Annotated in this window: 14 protein-coding genes and 1 pseudogene; 11 read left to right on the forward strand and 4 right to left on the reverse strand. The window is 70.3% G+C overall.

What is annotated here, in order from left to right; translation table 11 throughout:
• Positions 1 to 6 precede the first annotated feature (6 nt).
• The 4 genes from upp (at position 7) to WMF27_RS24405 (ending at position 6798) form a co-directional block, all read left to right on the forward strand.
• Positions 7 to 690, forward strand: a complete 684-nt coding sequence (gene upp, locus WMF27_RS24390) for a uracil phosphoribosyltransferase (protein WP_437766480.1) — start codon at positions 7 to 9, stop codon at positions 688 to 690.
• A gap of 288 nt (positions 691 to 978) precedes the next feature.
• The gene (locus WMF27_RS24395) at positions 979 to 1776 is read left to right on the forward strand and encodes a glycoside hydrolase family 5 protein (RefSeq protein WP_437769811.1); all 798 of its coding nucleotides are present in this window, start codon (positions 979 to 981) and stop codon (positions 1774 to 1776) included.
• Between the two features lie 1065 nt (positions 1777 to 2841).
• On the forward strand, positions 2842 to 4569 hold the full coding sequence (locus WMF27_RS24400) for a cytochrome-c peroxidase (protein ID WP_437943020.1): 1728 nt from the start codon (positions 2842 to 2844) through the stop codon (positions 4567 to 4569).
• A 777-nt stretch (positions 4570 to 5346) separates the two neighbouring features.
• Complete coding sequence (locus WMF27_RS24405) at positions 5347 to 6798, forward strand: S8 family serine peptidase (protein WP_437766478.1); 1452 nt, start codon at positions 5347 to 5349, stop codon at positions 6796 to 6798.
• 67 nt (positions 6799 to 6865) lie between these two features.
• Here the strand turns inward: WMF27_RS24405 and ssuD are convergent, their stop codons facing one another.
• On the reverse strand, positions 6866 to 8005 hold the full coding sequence (gene ssuD, locus WMF27_RS24410; protein ID WP_437766477.1) for an FMNH2-dependent alkanesulfonate monooxygenase: 1140 nt from the start codon (positions 8003 to 8005) through the stop codon (positions 6866 to 6868).
• A 2-nt stretch (positions 8006 to 8007) separates the two neighbouring features.
• Between ssuD and WMF27_RS24415 the strand changes: the two genes are divergently transcribed.
• The 5 genes and pseudogenes from WMF27_RS24415 (at position 8008) to WMF27_RS24435 (ending at position 10392) form a co-directional block, all read left to right on the forward strand.
• Complete coding sequence (locus WMF27_RS24415; protein WP_437943021.1) at positions 8008 to 8175, forward strand: hypothetical protein; 168 nt, start codon at positions 8008 to 8010, stop codon at positions 8173 to 8175.
• A 174-nt stretch (positions 8176 to 8349) separates the two neighbouring features.
• Positions 8350 to 9396, forward strand: a complete 1047-nt coding sequence (locus WMF27_RS24420) for an aliphatic sulfonate ABC transporter substrate-binding protein (RefSeq protein WP_437943022.1) — start codon at positions 8350 to 8352, stop codon at positions 9394 to 9396.
• Entirely contained in the window at positions 9393 to 9578 is a 186-nt protein-coding gene (locus tag WMF27_RS24425) for a hypothetical protein (RefSeq protein ID WP_437766474.1), read from the forward strand. The genes WMF27_RS24420 and WMF27_RS24425 overlap by 4 nt, the downstream gene beginning before the upstream one ends.
• Positions 9521 to 9688 (forward strand): annotated as a pseudogene (locus WMF27_RS24430) (ABC transporter permease); the annotation flags it as partial. The gene WMF27_RS24425 and the pseudogene WMF27_RS24430, both read left to right, overlap by 58 nt.
• A 35-nt stretch (positions 9689 to 9723) precedes the next feature.
• A complete protein-coding gene (locus WMF27_RS24435; RefSeq protein ID WP_437944540.1) occupies positions 9724 to 10392 on the forward strand; it encodes an ABC transporter ATP-binding protein in 669 nt (222 codons plus the stop codon).
• Positions 10393 to 10476: 84 nt separating this feature from the next.
• On the opposite strand, the gene WMF27_RS24440 is transcribed toward WMF27_RS24435, so the two are convergent.
• Positions 10477 to 11169 carry a hypothetical protein gene (locus WMF27_RS24440; protein ID WP_437943023.1) on the reverse strand — a complete coding sequence of 231 codons (693 nt, stop codon included), beginning with the start codon at positions 11167 to 11169 and terminating at the stop codon, positions 10477 to 10479.
• 248 nt (positions 11170 to 11417) lie between these two features.
• Between WMF27_RS24440 and WMF27_RS24445 the strand changes: the two genes are divergently transcribed.
• Entirely contained in the window at positions 11418 to 13433 is a 2016-nt protein-coding gene (locus WMF27_RS24445; protein ID WP_437766472.1) for a hypothetical protein, read from the forward strand.
• Positions 13434 to 13566: 133 nt separating this feature from the next.
• Here WMF27_RS24445 and WMF27_RS24450 read toward each other — a convergent pair whose 3' ends face one another.
• Positions 13567 to 14952: a hypothetical protein gene (locus WMF27_RS24450; protein ID WP_437766471.1), complete on the reverse strand. Its 1386-nt coding sequence runs from the start codon at positions 14950 to 14952 to the stop codon at positions 13567 to 13569.
• 166 nt (positions 14953 to 15118) lie between these two features.
• Between WMF27_RS24450 and WMF27_RS24455 the strand changes: the two genes are divergently transcribed.
• Complete coding sequence (locus WMF27_RS24455; RefSeq protein WP_437766470.1) at positions 15119 to 16423, forward strand: DUF6688 family protein; 1305 nt, start codon at positions 15119 to 15121, stop codon at positions 16421 to 16423.
• A 475-nt stretch (positions 16424 to 16898) separates the two neighbouring features.
• Here the strand turns inward: WMF27_RS24455 and WMF27_RS24460 are convergent, their stop codons facing one another.
• Positions 16899 to 17819, reverse strand: a complete 921-nt coding sequence (locus tag WMF27_RS24460; RefSeq protein ID WP_437766469.1) for a transposase — start codon at positions 17817 to 17819, stop codon at positions 16899 to 16901.
• Positions 17820 to 17978 lie beyond the last annotated feature (159 nt).

Here is a 17978-nt window from a genome sequence, read left to right on the forward strand (position 1 = left end):
GCGAACATGTCAACCGCGCGAAAGTTGCAGACCCGGAATCATCTCGAAATTGACAATTTACACCTGCTGCCTCAGACGAATCAGCTGCGGGCGCTGCACACGATCATCCGCGACCGTGGCGCGCGCCGGGAGGACTTCGTCTTCTACTCGGGGAGGATTATCCGCCTGCTGATTGAAACAGGCCTGGGTCTTCTCCCCTTCGAGCCGTGCGAGGTAGAGACGCCCGTGGGCAGAAAGTACGAGGGCCGGCGCTTTGCCTCGCAGCTCTGCGGGGTTTCCATCGCGCGTGCAGGCGAGAGCATGGAGGTGGAGCTGCGCGCCGTCTGCAGGTCGGTTCGCATCGGCAAGATCCTCATCCAGAGGGACAAGACGACGAAGCTCCCGCGCCTTTACTATTCGTCTCTCCCCCGCGATATAGGGCGGTGCCACGTCCTGCTGCTGGATCCGATGCTGGCCACCGGAGGGACGGCGCTCGCCGCCATCCAGGTCCTCTTGGACCAAGGCGTCGCGGAGGCGAACATCATCTTCGTCAACCTGATCACGGTCCTCGAGGGGATTGCCGCCGTCACTGAGCGTTACCCGGATGTGAAGATCGTCACCTCATCCATCGAAGAGGGGCTGAACGAGAACGCCTACATGATGCCAGGCATCGGCGACTTCGGCGATCGGTACTTCGGTACCGAGGCCTGACATCGGAGGAGCTGGCGCGGCAGCGCGATGCTCGGACGCCGCTCAGACACAGAACCCCCCTCCTGTCGAACCTCCGCGAGGCGAGCTTCGAGGGACGTGGTGGGAGCTGGAGCTGCTTACCGGGATGCGGTCAGCCGTCTGCGATAGGCCGCCGCGGGTCCCGGCTGACACCGCGCCGCGCCTGCCTCCGGTCAACCTGGGTCGGTCGCTCCCGGAGAGCGCGGGCAGGAGAGCGCGCGGGACGAGCTCCTCCGGCGCGCGTGGCGAGGGCCGTCGGTCGCTCGCGCCATCAGGCGCCGAGGGGCGCGCTCACGCGCCGTCGACACGCTCGTGAACGACTGGGATGTGACCGTCGTCCGCGCCGCGATGACCGCCAACACATCGGGGCTCGGCTACGTCAACAACCCGGACGCGGAGAAGCGGAAGGTCAAGGCGATCGTCGACGCCGCCATCGCCAGAGGCATCTACGTGCTCATCGACTGGCACGATCACGACGCGATCCAGCCCCGGAACAAGGAGGCTGCGAAGCACTTCTTCCGGGAGATGGCGACGGAGTACGGCGATGAGCCCGCCGTGATCTTCGAGGTGTTCAACGAGCCCGACACCGAGACCTGGGCGCAGGTGAAGGCGTATGCCGAGGAGGTGATCCGGGAGATCCGCGGCGCCGGCTCCGACAACCTCGTGATCGTCGGGTCGCCGAACTGGTCGCAGGACGCGGACGTCGCCGCCAACAGCCCGATCACGAGCTACGACAACATCGCCTACACGCTCCACTTCTATGCGGCGACGCACAAGGACGGGCTGCGCGCCAAGGAGACGACCGCGATGGCCAAGGGCCTCGCGCTGTTCGTCACCGAGTGGGGCACCTGCTCCTCCACCGGAGACGGCGCGCTGGATCTCGCCGAGGCGCAGCGGTGGCTCGACTTCATGGCCAGCAACAGCATCAGCTGGCTCAACTGGTCCATCGTCGACAAGGCCGAGTCCTGCGCCGCGCTCAGGCCCGGCGCGAGCGCCGGCGGCCCGTGGTCGGATGGCCAGCTGACCGAGTCGGGGCGGTGGGTGAAGCAGAAGATCCAGGCGCCTTGACGCTGGAAGCCCGCCGAGGGGCGCCGTCGAGGCCGGGGGCGCTCCGCCCGGGTCGGTCGCGCGGCGCCACGTCGCCTCGGGCGCAGACAGCGAAGCTCCCGCGGCGCGCTTTCCGTTCCTTCGAGGCCTCCTCGAAGACCAGAGTCTAGCCCTCTCGCCTTCGCCTCGTTCACCAGGCGATCCGCGCTCGATCGGTTCACTCCCGCGCTTCCTCATCGACGACATTGCCCGAGCTCGGTGGATGAGTCAGGGTTTCGGCGACGCACACGGCCGCGCCTGCTCGGCGCGGTGACGGCGCGATGAAGGGATATGTCCTGTCCCTTCATCCCACTTCGTCCGGTCCTCGACAGAGGTCGTCTTCTCCCTCGAATCCCCCGCGCGAGCCGACGCGCTCGCGACCCGAGACGCCCGGCCGAGACGAGACAGGACGAGACGTCGATGCGCGCCCTGGACACGCGCTGTCTTTCTGAAGATGGGATGGCTTGAAGTTACTCGAACGATGCCGGGCGGAACCCCGTCGAGCGTCGGCGCTCGCGACATCCGCTCATCACAGGACGGACGAACATGCCGGCGACCCGCGGTGTCCCGCGAGGACGCTGGCTCGCGCCGCCTGTCATTCACCCGCGCAGCAGCGAAGGAGGCTTCCTCGTGATGGTTAGAGCTCGTTCTGGAGACCCGCGCACGGGCGAGATCGGGGCGTGGATACTCGGCGTCCTGATGGGTCTATCGTCAACCGCCGGCTGCTGGCCCGAGGGACGCGAGCCTCCGTGTTCGGGATGCGCAAGGCCCGGACCGTCTTCGTCGCTCGGGGGCGGCGGGTCTTCGTCGCTCGGGGACGGCGGGTCTTCGTCGCTCGGGGACGGCGGGCCCTCGTCGCCGGTCACGCCCGGGAGCGGTGACCCGCCGTCGGATCCGCCGGACGACGGCGCGACGCCCGCGCCAGCCGCTCCGCTGCCGCCCGTCGGCTCGCTCCGAGGCGTCGCCGTCCCGGAGCCGCGCGACCTGTCCCGGTACGTCAAGAGCAGGGAGACGGCCGTAGCCCTCGGAAAGGCGCTGTTCTGGGACATGCAGGTCGGCAGCGACGGCGTGGCGTGCGCGACGTGCCATTTCCACGCGGGCGCCGACCACCGCAAGAGAAACCAGATCAACCCCGGGCTCAACAACCAGGATCCCGAGCGGCGCGCGAGGTTCGAAGCCACGAGGTCGGACGGGAAGGGCGGTCCGAACTACGCGCTCGTGGCAAGCGACTGGACTTTCCGCAGCGACTTCCCCGCGGATGCCGACGACGTCATCTCTTCACAGGGGGTGTTCCACGCTCGATTCAACGGCATCGCGCCCGAGAGCGAGAAGGACGACTGCACGCTGCTGCCGGACGTCTTCCAGGTGCAAGGGGTGAACGTGCGGCGCGTCGAGCCGCGGCAGACGCCCACCGTCATCAACGCGGTGTTCAACTTCCGCAACTTCTGGGACGGACGCGCAAGCAACCATTTCAACGGAGTGAACCCGTTCGGCAGGCGAGATCCGGACGCCGCCGTCCACGCCGTGCGCGACGGCGTCCTGGTCCGCGAGAGGGTCGACCTGGAGAACTCGAGCCTCGCATCTCAGGCCGTAGGCCCGCCGGTCAACCCCTTTGAGATGTCGTGTGAGGGGAGGACGTACGCTGACATCGCCGCGAAGCTCTTGCCGCGCAGGCCGCTCGCTGGCCAGATCGTGGACCCGACGGACAGCATCCTCGGCGAGCTCCGCGATTCGAGCGGAAAAGGGCTCGCTCCGGTCTACAGGGAGCTCGTCGAAGAGGCCTTCGTGGACGCGTACTGGCGGTCGGATCAGCGCGTCGGCGATCGGTCGCTCGTGGAGGCGAACTTCTCGCTCTTCTGGGGCCTCGCCATCCAGCTCTACGAGGCCACGCTCGTGTCCGACAACAGCAGGTTCGATCGCTTCGCCGACGGGGACAGCGCCGCTCTGAGCGACGAGGAGCGCGCGGGGCTCGCGATCTTCCAGGGCAAGGGCAGGTGCATCAACTGCCACCATGGTCCCGAGTTCACCAGCGCCGCCATCCGCCTGCAGCGCGAGGAGCAGGTGGGCGGTTTGATCTCGCGGATGCGGGTCGGGGACGGCGGCGCGGCGCTGTACGACAGGGGCTACTACAACATTGGCGTTCGGCCGTCCGAGGAGGATATCGGCGCCGGGGGGGTCGACCCCTTCGGTCATCCGTTCTCGTTCGCGCGGCAAGGGAAGCTGCTCGCCGCGGGCGAAGGCGCCCCGGACGGTTTTGGCATCGACCCGGCGTCGTTCGAGATCGAACCAGGGGTGCCGATCGCGCCGCTCGAGCGCGATGCGGTCGATGGCGCCTTCAAGGTCCCGACGCTCCGGAACATCGAGCTGACGGGCCCCTATTTCCACAACGGAGGCGCGCTGACGCTGCGGCAAGTCGTCGAATTTTACAACCGTGGCGGCGGCCGGCGAGAACGGGAGGGCGGCGACACCACCGGCTTCGGGCCCAACGGGACGAACCTCGCGCCGAACATTCAGCCGCTCGGGCTGACGGAAGATGAGAAGAAGGCGCTCGTGGCGTTCCTGGCGACGCTCACGGACGAGCGGGTCCGGTTCGAGGAGGCGCCGTTCGATCACCCGCAGCTGTTCGTCGTCGACGGTCACTTCTGGAATGAATGGACCGTGGTGGATGACGGCACGGGGCGTGCTTGCGAGAAGATCAAGGAGGTCCCGGCGGTCGGCGCCGCAGGGCGCAGGCCGAAGGACCTCCCTGGGCTTGCGCCTTTCAACCCGCTCTGAGCGCCCCCCGGGGCCGGCGGCGATCCCAACCTGGGTTGGTCGCCCCCCCCGGCGCCGGCGGCGGCGGCGATCCCAACCTGGGTCGGGTCGCCCCCCTTCAACCTGGGTCGCCCCCCTCAACCTGGGTCGGGTCGCCCCCCCCGCCGCCTCAACCTGGGTCGGGTCCGCTTGGGTCGGGTCCGCTTTCACCTCAACCTGGATCGGGTCCGCTGGGTCGCCCTCAACCCGGGTCGGGTCGCCTCGGTTGCCTCAACCTGGGTCGGGTCCGCTCGGGTCGGGTCCGCTGGGTCGGGTCGCCGCGAGATCGCTCCGCTGCGGCTCCTTCCGCGGCCGGCCCATGCGGCGCGGGCTCCCCTCGGCCTGCCGCTCGCCTCCGGCGTTCCACCCCCCTTTCGCCGGCTGCCTTCCGTCGGCGCTGTGCCTGCCGTCCGTCTTCGGAGGAGGAGCCATCTCATCTCTGTCTTCGTCATCATCGTCGGAGGTGGCCGTCGCGCCCTCATGCCGCCTCGACCTCCCGCGCGTCAATCGGCTCCGCGCTCGCCCCCCGCGCCATCCGCTCTTCATCATCCAATCCACCACCCACACTGCCATCAAGAAAATTCATTACTTCCGCGAAAAAGCGCTCGCGCCCTGCATTTTACCTCATGAAACAACCTGAAAACATTCGAACCGCCCCCGCGCCCGGGAAAATCGGCACGAACACTCCGTCTCGGCGCAACCTTGTTCGTCGTGCGACAGGGCATTACGTACGCCCTGCGAGCCAAGGAGGGTGCTGCCGTGAGCCACGCGACAATCCCGGGATCCTCGTCATTCCTCCGCTCGCGATTCACCGAAAAAGTCGGCGTCCTGGCAGCCCTGAACGCGCTCCTCCTGGCGAGCGGATGCGAGGCAGGGATCGACGATCAGCGGATCGCCACGCCTGAGGATCGCGTCGTCGTCGATCCGACGCCTGCGCCGCGCGACTTCGGCGGCCAGAACGCGCGGCACAGGGTCCTGGTCGCCGTGCTGGACACCGGCGTGGACTACAACCATCCTCTGCTCCTGCAGAACATCCACTTCTCGCTGGACGCCGCGGGGACGCCGGAAGGGCTGGGGCGCGACCTCATCGGCGACGACGCGTGGCCGACTCCCTATCTGGCGCGCACCTCGCGCTACGACGAGCGGCTCGATGAGCGCTCGCGCGCCGCCTCCATGGCCGCGTGGAAGACCGCCTCACGGCTGATCGACGCCTTCCCAGAGATGGCCCGCTTCTACCATCCGTCGCGCAACGTCGAGCAGGAGCTGAGCCAGAAGGTCAACCACGGAACGCACGTGGCCGGGCTGATGGTCTATGATCGGCCCGATATCGGGCTCCTGGCCTATCGGGTGATGCCCAGCAACAGGGTCCCGAAGGACGCGAAGCCGTCCGGAGATGCCGTCGACAAACTGGCCCAGGAGACCTCCGCCGTCATCGAGGCTGCCGTGGGGGACGGGGCGCGCGTGATCAACATGTCGTGGGAGGTGCCGGGCGGCGACGCTCCCGGCCAACAGCAGATGCTCAGGACCTTGGCGAAGCGCCTCCGGAAGACCGTGCTCCGGCACCCGCGCGTGCTCTTCGTCGTCGCGGCCGGGAACTCCAAGGTCTGGCTGGACGGCAGCACGCGCGTGCACTACCCCTGCGGACTCGACGCCTCCAACGTGCTCTGCGTGGGCGCGCTGCGCGAAAACAACGACCTGGCGGCGTTCAGCAACATCCCGCTGAGCGGCCTGGACGTGGTGTTCACCCTGGGCGAGGACGTGCTCTCCACGGTCCCGAGCGGCATCTGCCCCGTGAAGGAGACCGACGTCCTGAGAAAAGAGAATCCCAGCGATGACGATCTGAGGACCCTGGCCGAGGCCGCGGAGGCGCGGTGCGGGAGGTCGTTCTTCCTGGCGAGGAGGAGCGGCACATCGATGGCCGCGCCCATCGTCTCCCACGTGGCAGCCGAGATCCTGGTCGACGAGCCCGATCTGATCGCCGCCGAGGTGATCCGGGCGATCTACCGCAGGTCCACGCGCAGCTTCATCGGCGCCCACCCGGTGTTCAAGCTCAGCATCCAGAAACCCTCCTGGTATGGCCTGGAGCCACGCTCCGGCGAGGACGACGAGGGCGTCGGCAGTGAACCCGGCACCGGCGGCGCGGTGGGCCTCGATCTGGATCGACCGGGCGCCGCCGAGCCTGAAACCTGGGAGGCCTATCTGACAAGGTGATCGCCGGTGGAGGTTCTCCCCCGCGGAACCTACGACGGCGGCCGCCGCTTCGGCGGGATCGGCCGCCTCAGCTCTGCGATCGGTGCGGGACGATGTCGTTGGCGATGATCTCGCCGAACGGCCCCGTGAGGTTCGGGCTGACGCCTGCGGTCCTCCGCTCGACGGGGAGCCGCGGGAAGAGCAGCTCGGCGACCCGATAGGCCTCTTCGAGGTGCGGATACCCGGACAGGATGAACGTGTCGATCCCGAGCTCCGCGTACTCCTGCATGCGGCGCGCGACCGTCTCCGCGTCGCCCACGAGCGCCGTCCCGGCGCCGCCGCGCACGAGGCCGACGCCGGCCCAGAGGTTCGGGCTCACCTCGAGGGCGTCGCGCCGCCCCTTGTGCAGCGCCGCCATGCGCCGTTGCCCCTCGGAGTCGAGGCGCCCGAAGGCCTGCTGCGCCGCGGCGATGGTGCTGTCGTCGAGGTGCCGGATCAGGCCGTTCGCGGCGGCCCACGCCGCCTCGGCCGTCTCGCGGACGATGACGTGAAGGCGGATCCCGAAGCGCACCGCGCGCTGCTCGGCGGCCGCGCGGCGGCGCACGTCCGCGATCTTCTCGGCCACGGCGGACGGAGGCTCTCCCCAGGTCAGATAAACGTCGACGTGGCGCGCCGCGAGCGCGTGCGCCGCGGGCGACGACCCCCCGAAGTAGAGCGGCGGGTGCGGCGCCTGGAGCGGCGGAAACAGGATCTTCGCGCGCTTCACGCGCAGGTGCTGCCCCGTGAAGTCGACCGCCTCACCGACCATGACGCGCCGCCAGATGCCGAGGAACTCGTCGGTGACGACGTAGCGCTCGTCGTGCTTCAGGAAGACGCCGTCCCCCTCGGACTCCGCCGGATCGCCGCCGGTCACGACGTTGACGAGCAGGCGGCCGTCCGACAGGCGATCGACCGTGGACGCCATGCGGGCGGCCCACGTGGGCGAGACGACGCCCGGCCGCACGGCGACGAGGAAGCGAAGCCGCTGCGTCAGCGGGATCATGGCCGACGCGACCGCCCAGGCGTCCTCGCACGATCGCCCGGTGGGGACCAGCACGCCGTGATAGCCGAGGTCGTCGGCGGCCTGCGCGATCTGACGAAGATAAGGGAGCGTGACGGGGCGCGCGCCCTCGGCGGTGCCAAGGTAGCGGCCGTCCCCGTGCGTCGGGAGAAACCAGAAGACGTTCATCGATGGAGAAGCTCCTCGCCCGTGAGTCGCCGGGTCAGGCGCGCGAGAGCACGATCCGCACCGCGCGCCGCCGCGCGCTGGAGCCCGCGGCGCCAAGGAACCTCGCCGGGCAGTCCGCCGCGACGCCGCTGCTGCCCCAGCAACATCAACTGCTGATCGACTGCTGCTGAATCAGCAATCGACCGCTCCTCCAGGGGCCCTCCCCGGCGGAGCGCCGCGCCTCGACCTGGCACAGGGGCTGCTGGACCGAGCTCACCACCTCGCATCCGTCATAGATGCAATTTTGCATCTTACATAGAATTTCACACGCTGACGTGGGTTGTGGAGGAGGCGAAAGAGCCCTCATGATCAGGTACATCTCGTTCACGAAGGTCCGCTCCGCGCTGCTGGGCTGCGCAGCTCTCTCGAGCTTGTTGCTGCTCGGGTGCGGCCGCGACGGCGGCGAGGCGGGCGCCACGGGCGAGAAGGCGGCGAACGCCGGGCAGGCGGCCGAGGACACGCGGGCGGCGGTGGTGGTGGTCCGGCTGGGGTACCAGAAGATCGGCACGCCGTTTCTCCTCAAGGAGCGCGCGGAGGCGCTGACGAAGGCGCTCGAGGTGAGGAACGCCCGCGCCGAGTGGGTCGAGTTTCAGGCCGGTCCTCCGCTGCTCGAGGCGATGCGCGCGGGCGCCGTGGACGTCGGCCACGTCGGCGAGACGCCGCCGGTGTTCGCGCAGGCGGGCGGCGTGCCCTTCGTCTATGCCGCCACCGACGCGCCGGCGCCCAGGGCCGAGGCGATCGTCGTCAAGGAGGACTCTCCGATCCGCACGCTCGCGGCCTTGAAAGGCAAGCGCGTCGCCCTCAACCGCGGCTCCAACGTGCATTACCTGCTGGTTCGGGCCCTCGAGAGCGCCGGGCTGACGCTGGACGACATCCAGGTCGTCTTCCTGGCGCCCGCCGACGCGCGGACCGCGTTCGAGGGTGGCAATGTCGATGCCTGGGTGATCTGGGATCCTTTCCTGGCAGCGGCCGAGCTCGCCAGGGCCCGTGTCCTCCAGGACGGCGAGGGGCTCGTCGACAACCGCCTCTTCTATGTCGTCCGGCGAGAGTTCGCGGAAGAGCAGCCGGCGATCTTGCAGATCGTGTTCGACGAGTACCGCGCGCTGAGCGCCTGGGAGGACGGGCACCGCGAGGAAGCCTCGCAGCTCCTCGCGAGATCTTCGGGGATCGCGTACGAGGCGTTCCTGCGGTCCGAGCACCGGCGCGCGTTCCAGATCCTGCCGATCACGCCCGAGATCGTGCAAAGGCAGCAAGCCATCGCCGATACGTTCCACAAGCTCGCGATCATCCCGCGCGACATCCGCGTCGAGGAGGCGCTCCTGCCGGGCGCCGCGATCGGAGGCGCGCGATGACGGCCGGCGAAGCGCCGGGCGGGGGCGGCGCGGGGCGCGAGATCGGCGTGCGCGCCGCGCCCTGGCTGGCCCCGCTGGCCCTCGTGATCCTCTGGGAGGTCCTGTCGCGGCTGCAGATCATATCGACGGGCCGCTGCAGATGCTCCGGGCGATCCCCGCGCTGGCGCTCGTTCCGCTCGTGATCCTGTGGCTCGGGCTCGGCGAGACCGCGAAGCTCTTCATCGTCGCGATCACGGTGCTGTTCCCCGTCTACCTGAACACGTTCCACGGGGTGCGCAGCGTGGATCCGCAGGGAGCGGCTCGGGCAAGAGCACGCGGCTCCGCGTCCTGTGCGGCCTCGAGCAGCCGACGCGCGGCGCGGCGCGCGTCCTGGCCTCACGGGAGGTCGCGGCGCGCGAGGCCGTGCGCGTCGTCTTCCAGGAGCCCCGGCTGCTGCCCTGGCGCACGGTGCTGGAGAACACGTGCATCGGCGGGCCGAGAGGGCGCGACGCGCGCGCGCGCGACGTGCTCGACCGGGTCGGGCTCGGAGATCGGCTGAACGACTACCCGGGCGTGCTCTCGGGAGGTCAGCGGCAGCGGGTCGCCCTCGCGCGCGCGCTCGTCCACGACCCGAAGGTGCTGCTGCTCGACGAGCCGTTCGGCGCGCTCGACGCCCTGACGCGGATCGGGGCGCAGCGCCTTGTCGAGTCGCTGTGGGCGCAGCGCCGCTTCACGGCCATCCTGGTGACGCACGACGTGGAGGAGGCGGTCCTGCTCGGAGATCGCGTGCTGGTGTTCGACGAGGGGCGCATCGTGGAGAGCGTCGCGGTGGATCTGCCGCGCCCCCGGGCCAGGGAGGTCCCGGAGGTCGGCCGCCTCGCCGGCGTGCTCCTCGACGCGATCTTCAGGAGATCCCCGGAAGAAGGAGGGCTGTCACGGCGCGCCTCGCGCGAGGACGTTTCCAGGCATCCCGCGACACTCCTGGCCCCCACCGGCCTCGGGGTTGCTCGTCATTGACTGGATCCCTCGTTCGGACGCGACAGGCACCGGGGGAGCGTTCGCACCTTCGAGCTATTTCCGGACATCGGGCAATCGTACAGCCTAATATGCCCTCGGCCGGTTTCCCTTGGCCGTCCGGCGCACGAGCTTCATCCGCTCGATTCCCCGGGGCTCGAACACGAGCGTCTCGGTCCAAGCCCAGGACTTGCCGCCGGGCCCCGTCGTGCCGGCAGCCTCGTACTCGACGGTCGTGCGCGTGCCGACGGTGGAGAACGTGAGCTCGACGAGGACCTCCTGTTGATATGCTGTATCCGGCTTCTGCGAACATCTGCTCGGCATGTCTTCCTGGAACCAGCGGCGCAGGAACTCCCGGTGTTTGTCCTCGCACTGATAGCCGAAGCCCAGGGCCGAGGTATACGGGCAGTCCAGGTGACCTCTCGCGTGGTCGGTCGGCAGCTCGGCCCACTCGCAGTGGCTCACGAGCTCGGCCGACACATACCCGACGGCCGCGCGCTCAGCCTCCGAGAGGCACGCAACCACGTCCTTGGCGACGACCGGCGTGCAACACCCCTCCGTCCAGTACAGCTTCGTGGGTCGGTCGTGCGGCGTGCACGACGACGCAGCGACGGAGGCGCTCGGTGCGGGCGCCGGCGGCGGCGTCGCGGAGGGTTGCGGGGCGGAGCTCGACGATTGGATGGGGATCGACGTCTGCGCGGGCGCTCCGGACGAGCGCTCTCGCGTGCACGCCACGACGCACGCTGCCGTGACCAGGATGGCAAAGCGCCTTCGCTCCACGGCGGCCCGTAGGGCTTCCGCGACCGTCACGTCGCCTGCGCGCCGAACATCGGCGAATCGTGGCGAGGAGCGGGCGCCGCCTGCGGCTCGTCCGCTGCACCGGCTAGGGGGGCTCGGCGTTCGCGGTGTGCGCACGGGTCCAGGTCAGCAGATGGCCGAGGCGATGGCCAGCGCGGCGCACCGCGGCCGCCCGCCTGGTGATCCCCGTCGGGGGGCCTGGTAAGGGTGGCCCAGGAGACCCTCCCTGCATGATGGCTTCGCGGCTCGCGCTCCTCCCCCTCCCGCTTCTCGTCGCTTCGTGTGGTCCCGCCGCCGGATCGGCCCCCGCGGCGCTCGCGCCGGCTTGGGTCGCCATCCCCCCCGCCCCGCTGGAAGCGCCCGCGCGCGCCGCGGGCGCGCCGGCCGTGGATCCCTCGGCCCCGCTGACGTTGCCGATCGCCGCGATCCCGCCGGCAACCTGGGTCGAGCCGCCCCTCGGAGAGCAGGAGCGGACGAGGGCAGGTCGGGACCCGTTCCGCGAGCACACCGAGATCGCCCTCGGCGAGCACGTCGCGATCTTCGCCGCGAAGGGAGGCGGCGCCGATCCCGCGGGCGGCGCCTTCGCGGTCGACGAGAAGCTCGGCGTCGTCGGCCCGCTGAAGCTGCCCGCACGCTTCACCTGGGTTGGCGTCGCCGGCCAGCAGATCGACGCGCTCTATGCGGCCACGCCGGAGGGCGCGCTCCACCGCGCCGCCGACGTCCGCGATGCGCTGAGGGCGGACGGCTTCGAGCCGCGCGGCAGCGTGCCTGGCGCGACGGCCTGGGACGCCGCCGGCGCCCTCATCGCGGCCGCGGCGGGCGAGCGCGTCAGCGTCTCCGCCGACGAGGGCCGCAGCTTCACCTCGGCCGTGGTCGCGCCCGGCAAGGCGGTGCGCGCGGTGCTCGTGCGACCCGACGGCGTGCTCGCGGCCGTGGTCCAGGCACCGGCGCGCGGCCAGCAGCCGGCGGCGCCCGACACGTTCCTCTCGCTGGATCGCGGGCAGACCTGGAAGCGATCCGCGTTCCAGCCGCGCGCGATCGAGCGCGCAGGATCCTGGATCTGGAACGGCGATGCGAGCTGCCCCGCCGTGCTGAGCCGCGATGGCCGGGCGTGGACGAGGACCGCTGCTAAGTCCTTATATACCACGTCCTTATACGCCCGACCCACGTTGGGCATCGCGACGTTGGGCATCGCGCTGCACCTCTCCCCCGCGATCCGCGCGATCGAGGCCGGCTCGTTCCGCTCGTCCGTCGCCCCGCCAGCACCCGAGCCGCCCCGGCGCGGCGACGCCGCGGTCGGGCGGGAGCCGCGGTGCAAAAGCGACGACGGGGGCGTCGTGGGCGGTATCGGACTCATGGGCGCGGCTGGCGTCTCGTGCGGAGGCGCGCTCTGCCTGCTCGACAGCGCCACGCCGCAGCCGCAGCCGACACGCACACGGATCGCGACGTTCGGCGACGGGATCTGCGAACCGACGAGCGCGCGACCGCCCGGCAGCGACTGCGCCGCGCACCTCACGCGGTCACCGACGTTCGCGGTCGTCGACCACATCGCGAGCACCGTGACGCCCGTCGCGGCGCCCGAGGGGTGCCCGCAGCCGGTCGCGCTGCACGCCGCGGCCGGCATCGGCGTGCTGCTCTGCCGCGGAGGCAGCGGGGGCGCGACCCTCTTCGTGCGGGGCGCGCAAGGTGCATGGCACGCGGAGGGGAGCCAGGCGACCCCGGCCGAGGCCCTCAAGTGGATCGCCGCGGCGCCGGATGGCACGCTGCTCCTGCTCGAGCCGACGCCGCCCGCAAGCGCCCGGCATCGCGAGCCGCTGCAGGCGCTCGTGCGAAGCCCGCTGCCGCTCGGCGCACCGCAAGCGTGGCGCCGGGTCACGGCGCCGGACGGCGTCGCGGCGCTTCCCGCTCCCGGCGGCGCGGCGCTCCTCGCGAGCTCGCCCGCGGCCTCGGCCGGCAGACGCCTCGATGTGACGCTGGATCGCCCAGGGCAGCCGGCGCTCACCCTGGCGCGCGACGTGGAGGTCTCCCAGGACCTGACGCTGATGGAGATGCGGGACGGGCAGGTGCGGTTCCACGTGCGTCCAAATCCTGCGCCGGACGTCAAGGCAAGGCTGGGCCCCCGGCCGCCCGAGCCGCGGGGTCCGCGCTGGCACGTGCTGACCCACGGCGGCGAGTTCGTGCCGGAGACGCCCACCGGGCCGACGCCTCCGACCGGGGGGCGCCGGCTCGACCCTGCGGGGCGCTAGCGCCGCGTCCGCGCGGGCCCTCGCGTCGCGGGACCCAACCACGTCACGGCCCTGGGCCGTCGCGGGACCCAACCACGTCACGGCGATATCGATATGGGATAGCCGTAGACGCCCCCCGCCGCCGTCGCCTGGGTCAGCGGTCCCGGAGAAGCCGGACCATCCGCCGACGAAGCTCCTCGTTGCTCTCGCGCCTCGCAGCCTCGTTCAGCAGCTCGATCGCCGGCCCGCGCAGGACGGTGGCGTACTCGAGCCCTTCGATCGCCAGCCTCCGGGCGATCTCACACGGCAGGGACAGCGCGGCGGTCCACACCGCGCCGTCGTAGAGACAGCCGCGCAGGAGGCCGCTCAGGAGCGGCCTTGCGGCGGCAGCGTCGTCCCTCACGATCGCACCCCTGAGCCTCGCCGTCAGCCGCATCCTCGCCCGGTCCGAGCGCGTGGTCCCGCTCGCGGCGATGGCCAGCGCCGCGATCTCCTCGTCGGGATCGGAGGTGAAAGGCCACACCGCATGGAAGAACGGGGTTCCGCCGGTCGCCACGGCCGCGAGGGCGCGAAGCAGCGCCTTTTTCCGGGCCAGGGACGCGGTCTCGAGGCGCGGGAGCAGGAGCGCTTGATCCACGGTGAACTCGCGCCCAAGCCTGTCGAGGAACGCAGCGCAGTCCTCCTCGGGCAGGCGGCCGAGCTCCTCGATCCGCGCCTCGGGAACCGGGGGAAGTCTGGCCTCCTCCCCGGACTCGAACGCTTCTCTGGCCCCGTCGAGCGCCTCGGCGAGCGCCCTCTGGACCGAATCCTTGTCCCAGGCCTCCGCCGCCCGCGCTTCCAGCTTCAGCGCGGCCAGCAACGCCTCGCCGGCGCGCCGGTGCTGCCCTGGATTCCTGACGACGAGGGCCGCCACCACGGGGGCGCGCCGCCACGGATCGGGAGCGGCGAGGGCACGCTGGAGCGCCGACTCGGCCTCGGGAACGCGGTACTCGCGGAGGACGAGCGACGCGGCGTGGAGGTCCCGCAGCGACGCCGACCGCTCGATGAACCGCTCGATCGAGGCGATGACGTGGGGATCGCTGGGTTCGTAGCCCGAAATGACGTGCTGGAGCACCGGCAAGATGTCGCTATCCAGGCCGTCCGGGTCCTGCGCTGCCAGGAGCGACACGAGGAGCGGAACATCGCCCGGGCGACCGGCTACCCACAGGACGAGGAGCGCGCTCCTGTGATTCCTGCTGTGTTGCCCGGGCGGGCCCCTGAGCGCCTTGATCGCCTGGACGCGCATCGCCCCGGCGATCTCGTGCAGGGGGTTGTCTGGTCCCCACCGGGTCTCGGCCTGGCGTCGCTGGAAGTACTGGAAGAGCCGGTTGATCGCCTCGCGGGAGCCGGACCTGAGCACGATGCGCGCGAGCCTCACCCGCTCCTCGTCGCTCATGGCCGACGTGAGGAGATCTTCGGCGATCGCGTGCGCCCGCCGCCGGAGCGGCCGCGCATCGGGCGAGGTTGGGGGGCGCGGACGGCGCTTTCGGTCCGGGCTCATGCCAGAGCCCATGGATCCTATCAGCATCCGTTCGACGCGACAGGGGTTCCCTGCGCGAGCAGCCAGCACGGCTCACACTCCAACGTGCTACGCGGCTCGTGAAGCACGCGCGCTCCACCTGGCAGGATGGATCTCCTGGGACTGGAGCCGTTAGCATGGTGGATGCATGCCGCAGCAGTCACCGCCCGAGCCGCAGCAGTCACCGACGGAGCCGCAGCAGTCACCGCCCGAGCCGCAGCAGTCGCCGACCGAGCAGCCCTTCTCGCTGACAGACGGCGCCCTCGCCGCGTTGGTGGCCACCGGCTACGGCGTTCCGGCGCTCGCGGCGCTGCTCTTCGGCGCGGGCCTGCTGGTCCGACTCGATGCCGCGATCTTCGTCGCTGGAGCGCTCGGGCTGGCCGGTTGGATCGGCCTGACCGTGTGGACATACCGCGCGATACGGCGCCGGGGGCGCGCCCCCTTCCTGGTGGCGGCCGAGGTGCTCACGCTGCTCCTCCTGCCCGCCTGGGGCATGGCATACAGCCACGATGCCCCCGAGACGTGCGCTGTCCCGGCATGCGACGTCGGCACCACGGCGTTCCGGCCGCTCGCCGAGCCGGAAGTCCACGGCTTGATCGCGCTGCACGCCCTCACCGCGCTCGCCTATGTCGTGTCACGGCGCCGGAAAGAAGGGCTGCCTGGCCCTGCAGAGCTCGTCGTCCATGCTGCGCTGCTCGTCGGAATTGCGCTCCACGTCCTGCTGGCGGTGCACTTCGGCCCCTGGGTGGCGGCCGGCCTGCTCGTGCCGCCGCTGCTCCTGCCGTGCGTCGCGCCGGTGTTCACTGTCGTCTTCTATTCCGCCGAGCTGCGCGCTCGCCTCTTGAGGCGAGGCGCCGAGGCCAGCGCGCCCGCTCCGATGGCCGCTGCCGATCCCGCTTATCGCGTGGGGCCGCCACAAGTCCCGCTCCCGCCGCCGCCCGCGATTCACCGACCCACGTTGTGGCGCGCCCTCGCGGCTTCCCCGCTCCTGCTCGGGGTTCACGCCGTCCTGCACGCGGCCTGGCTGGGCCATCCGGCAGCCGCGCTCCAGGTCTTCACCCGCACGTGCGGGTACACGCTGTCGCAGCTCCCGATCGTGAAGCTGCCCGGCGATTGCCACTACCTGTGCACCGTCGCCGCGCGCGGCCACGCCTGGCTTGTGCGCCCGATCCGGCTCGGACGGCGGGGCGGTACGCCGATCCTCGTCAATCGCCAGCTCGCCATCGCCAACGCCTTCGAGGATATGCTGCACGAGCGCTGGCCGCGCTTCGGCCGCGCGGCGCGCCAGCTCTACGACCGGATGGGGCTGCCCGTGAGTCGATACATCGGCGCCGCTTGGGCGGCAGATCTCGTCTATCTCGCGATGAAGCCGCTGGAGTGGGCGTTCTACCTGACGCTCCTGCTGCTCGACCCGCGCGCCCCCGAAGAGCGGATCGATCGTATGTACAGGTGAGAGCGGCCCAGCGGCCCGACCACCCACCCGACCGACCCAGGTTGCGGCCCGACCCGACCCGACCGACCCGACCGACCCAGGTTGAGCCATCGAACCATCGCACCACCTACCCGCACGACCCACCCGGGATCAGCCATCCGAACGCGTACGCAAGAGGAGACTCGACCCGGGTTGTCGGTCCCCGGTTCTGCGCGCCCCCAATCCATGGATTGACCCGGGTTGATTCAATCACTTCGCCTCACCGATCGGCCCATAACCGTCCCGCCCTGTCAGTCAGAGCCTATCCAAAGTCACCGTTCCAATCGCCGCATGCGCACTCGCCCCGGCATACCCCATTCTTAGGCGTACGCGCAGCGCCAGACAAACGCTCCGCCCGCTCCGGCTTCTCCAGACGGACGTTCTCCACAACACGACAACAACGCGTCGAAGCCGCTCCCGCGCTTCTCGCATCGCCGAGAACGGCGCAACGCGGTATCTACACCACGAGTCTGAGGTCCGTCACGCTGGCGCCGTGGAACACGCGCATCCACCAGGTCCCCGCCGGGAACACCACACCGCGCACCCCGGCGCGCCACCGTTCAAGCGCCGCGCGGTACGACGCACGAAACGCCCGCACCGCGGCACCAGCGATTCGCCGTACAACACCCGGCTCGCGGCCAACCGCAAAGGTCGGATTGCGTTCGCCGAGCGCCTCGAAGCTCGTGACGCGCTCGTACGGGGAGATCTTGCTGACTCGCTCAGCACCCAGAAAGCGACGCCCTTGCCGCTGCAGCGCCGCATGGGCCTGCGCCTCCTGCTCCTCGAGCGCCGCAGCGACCAAGCACCGAAAGTCATCGCTGCCGTCCTGCTCGACCGCCGGTGGCAGCGCGAGAGGCAGCATCACTTCCTCGGGCCACTGTGGATTTTCCGGGTCAAGATACGCCACAGGACGCGCCGCACGTAGCACGCCGCAGCCGAGCTCTCTCACATCGACCTTCGCCCCCGGCCACTCACGAGCATGCCGGACGAGGCCAGCGGCCACAGGGTTCGCGAGCACGTAGGCGATCTTCTCCACGACAGCAGCGCGCGTCAGGAGGCGCACAACGCTCGTGGCTTCGTGGTCCCATACCGGTCCTTCCCACGCGCGAAGCACCTTGGTCCCGAGCGCCACAATGCGATGAAAGAACTGCAAGAAGCGCGGCAGGACGCCATTCACGTCCGTCACGACCAGGTGTAGATGCGTTGACATCGCGCAGAACGCGTGTACCTCGATCCCGAAGCGACAGGCCGAGACCGCGAGGGCGTAGACCAAGAGCTGGGTGATCGCTGCGTCGGGGCGCAAGAGCAGGTGCCGACGCAAGACGCGACGGGTGATCATATAGGTAGCGCCGGGCGAGATCTCGCGGGGGTGGCTCATGGCCCGTCCATATCAACAAACGCTGTGCCAAAGATTGCAGTCAATCATTTCAAGCACTTGCCACGCCCCACAGGTGGCGATTCCTGCGCCAGAGGTGGCGACCGCCATGCCGTCTTTCACCTCGGATGTTAATATTTACCACCTCCAGACATCGCATCC

It is taken from the genome of Sorangium sp. So ce281, from assembly GCF_051527395.1.
Taxonomy (GTDB): Bacteria; Myxococcota_A; Polyangia; order Polyangiales; family Polyangiaceae; genus Sorangium; species Sorangium cellulosum_B.

Coding starts and splice junctions, on each gene's coding strand:
- upp (WP_437766480.1), top strand. CDS start 7: ATGTCAACCGCGCGAAAGTTGCAGACCCGGAATCATCTCGAAATTGAC.
- WMF27_RS24400 (WP_437943020.1), top strand. CDS start 2,842: ATGCAGGTCGGCAGCGACGGCGTGGCGTGCGCGACGTGCCATTTCCAC.
- ssuD (WP_437766477.1), bottom strand. CDS start 8,005: ATGAACGTCTTCTGGTTTCTCCCGACGCACGGGGACGGCCGCTACCTT.
- WMF27_RS24415 (WP_437943021.1), top strand. CDS start 8,008: ATGGAGAAGCTCCTCGCCCGTGAGTCGCCGGGTCAGGCGCGCGAGAGC.
- WMF27_RS24420 (WP_437943022.1), top strand. CDS start 8,350: ATGATCAGGTACATCTCGTTCACGAAGGTCCGCTCCGCGCTGCTGGGC.
- WMF27_RS24425 (WP_437766474.1), top strand. CDS start 9,393: ATGACGGCCGGCGAAGCGCCGGGCGGGGGCGGCGCGGGGCGCGAGATC.
- WMF27_RS24445 (WP_437766472.1), top strand. CDS start 11,418: ATGATGGCTTCGCGGCTCGCGCTCCTCCCCCTCCCGCTTCTCGTCGCT.
- WMF27_RS24450 (WP_437766471.1), bottom strand. CDS start 14,952: ATGAGCCCGGACCGAAAGCGCCGTCCGCGCCCCCCAACCTCGCCCGAT.
- WMF27_RS24455 (WP_437766470.1), top strand. CDS start 15,119: ATGCCGCAGCAGTCACCGCCCGAGCCGCAGCAGTCACCGACGGAGCCG.
- WMF27_RS24460 (WP_437766469.1), bottom strand. CDS start 17,819: ATGAGCCACCCCCGCGAGATCTCGCCCGGCGCTACCTATATGATCACC.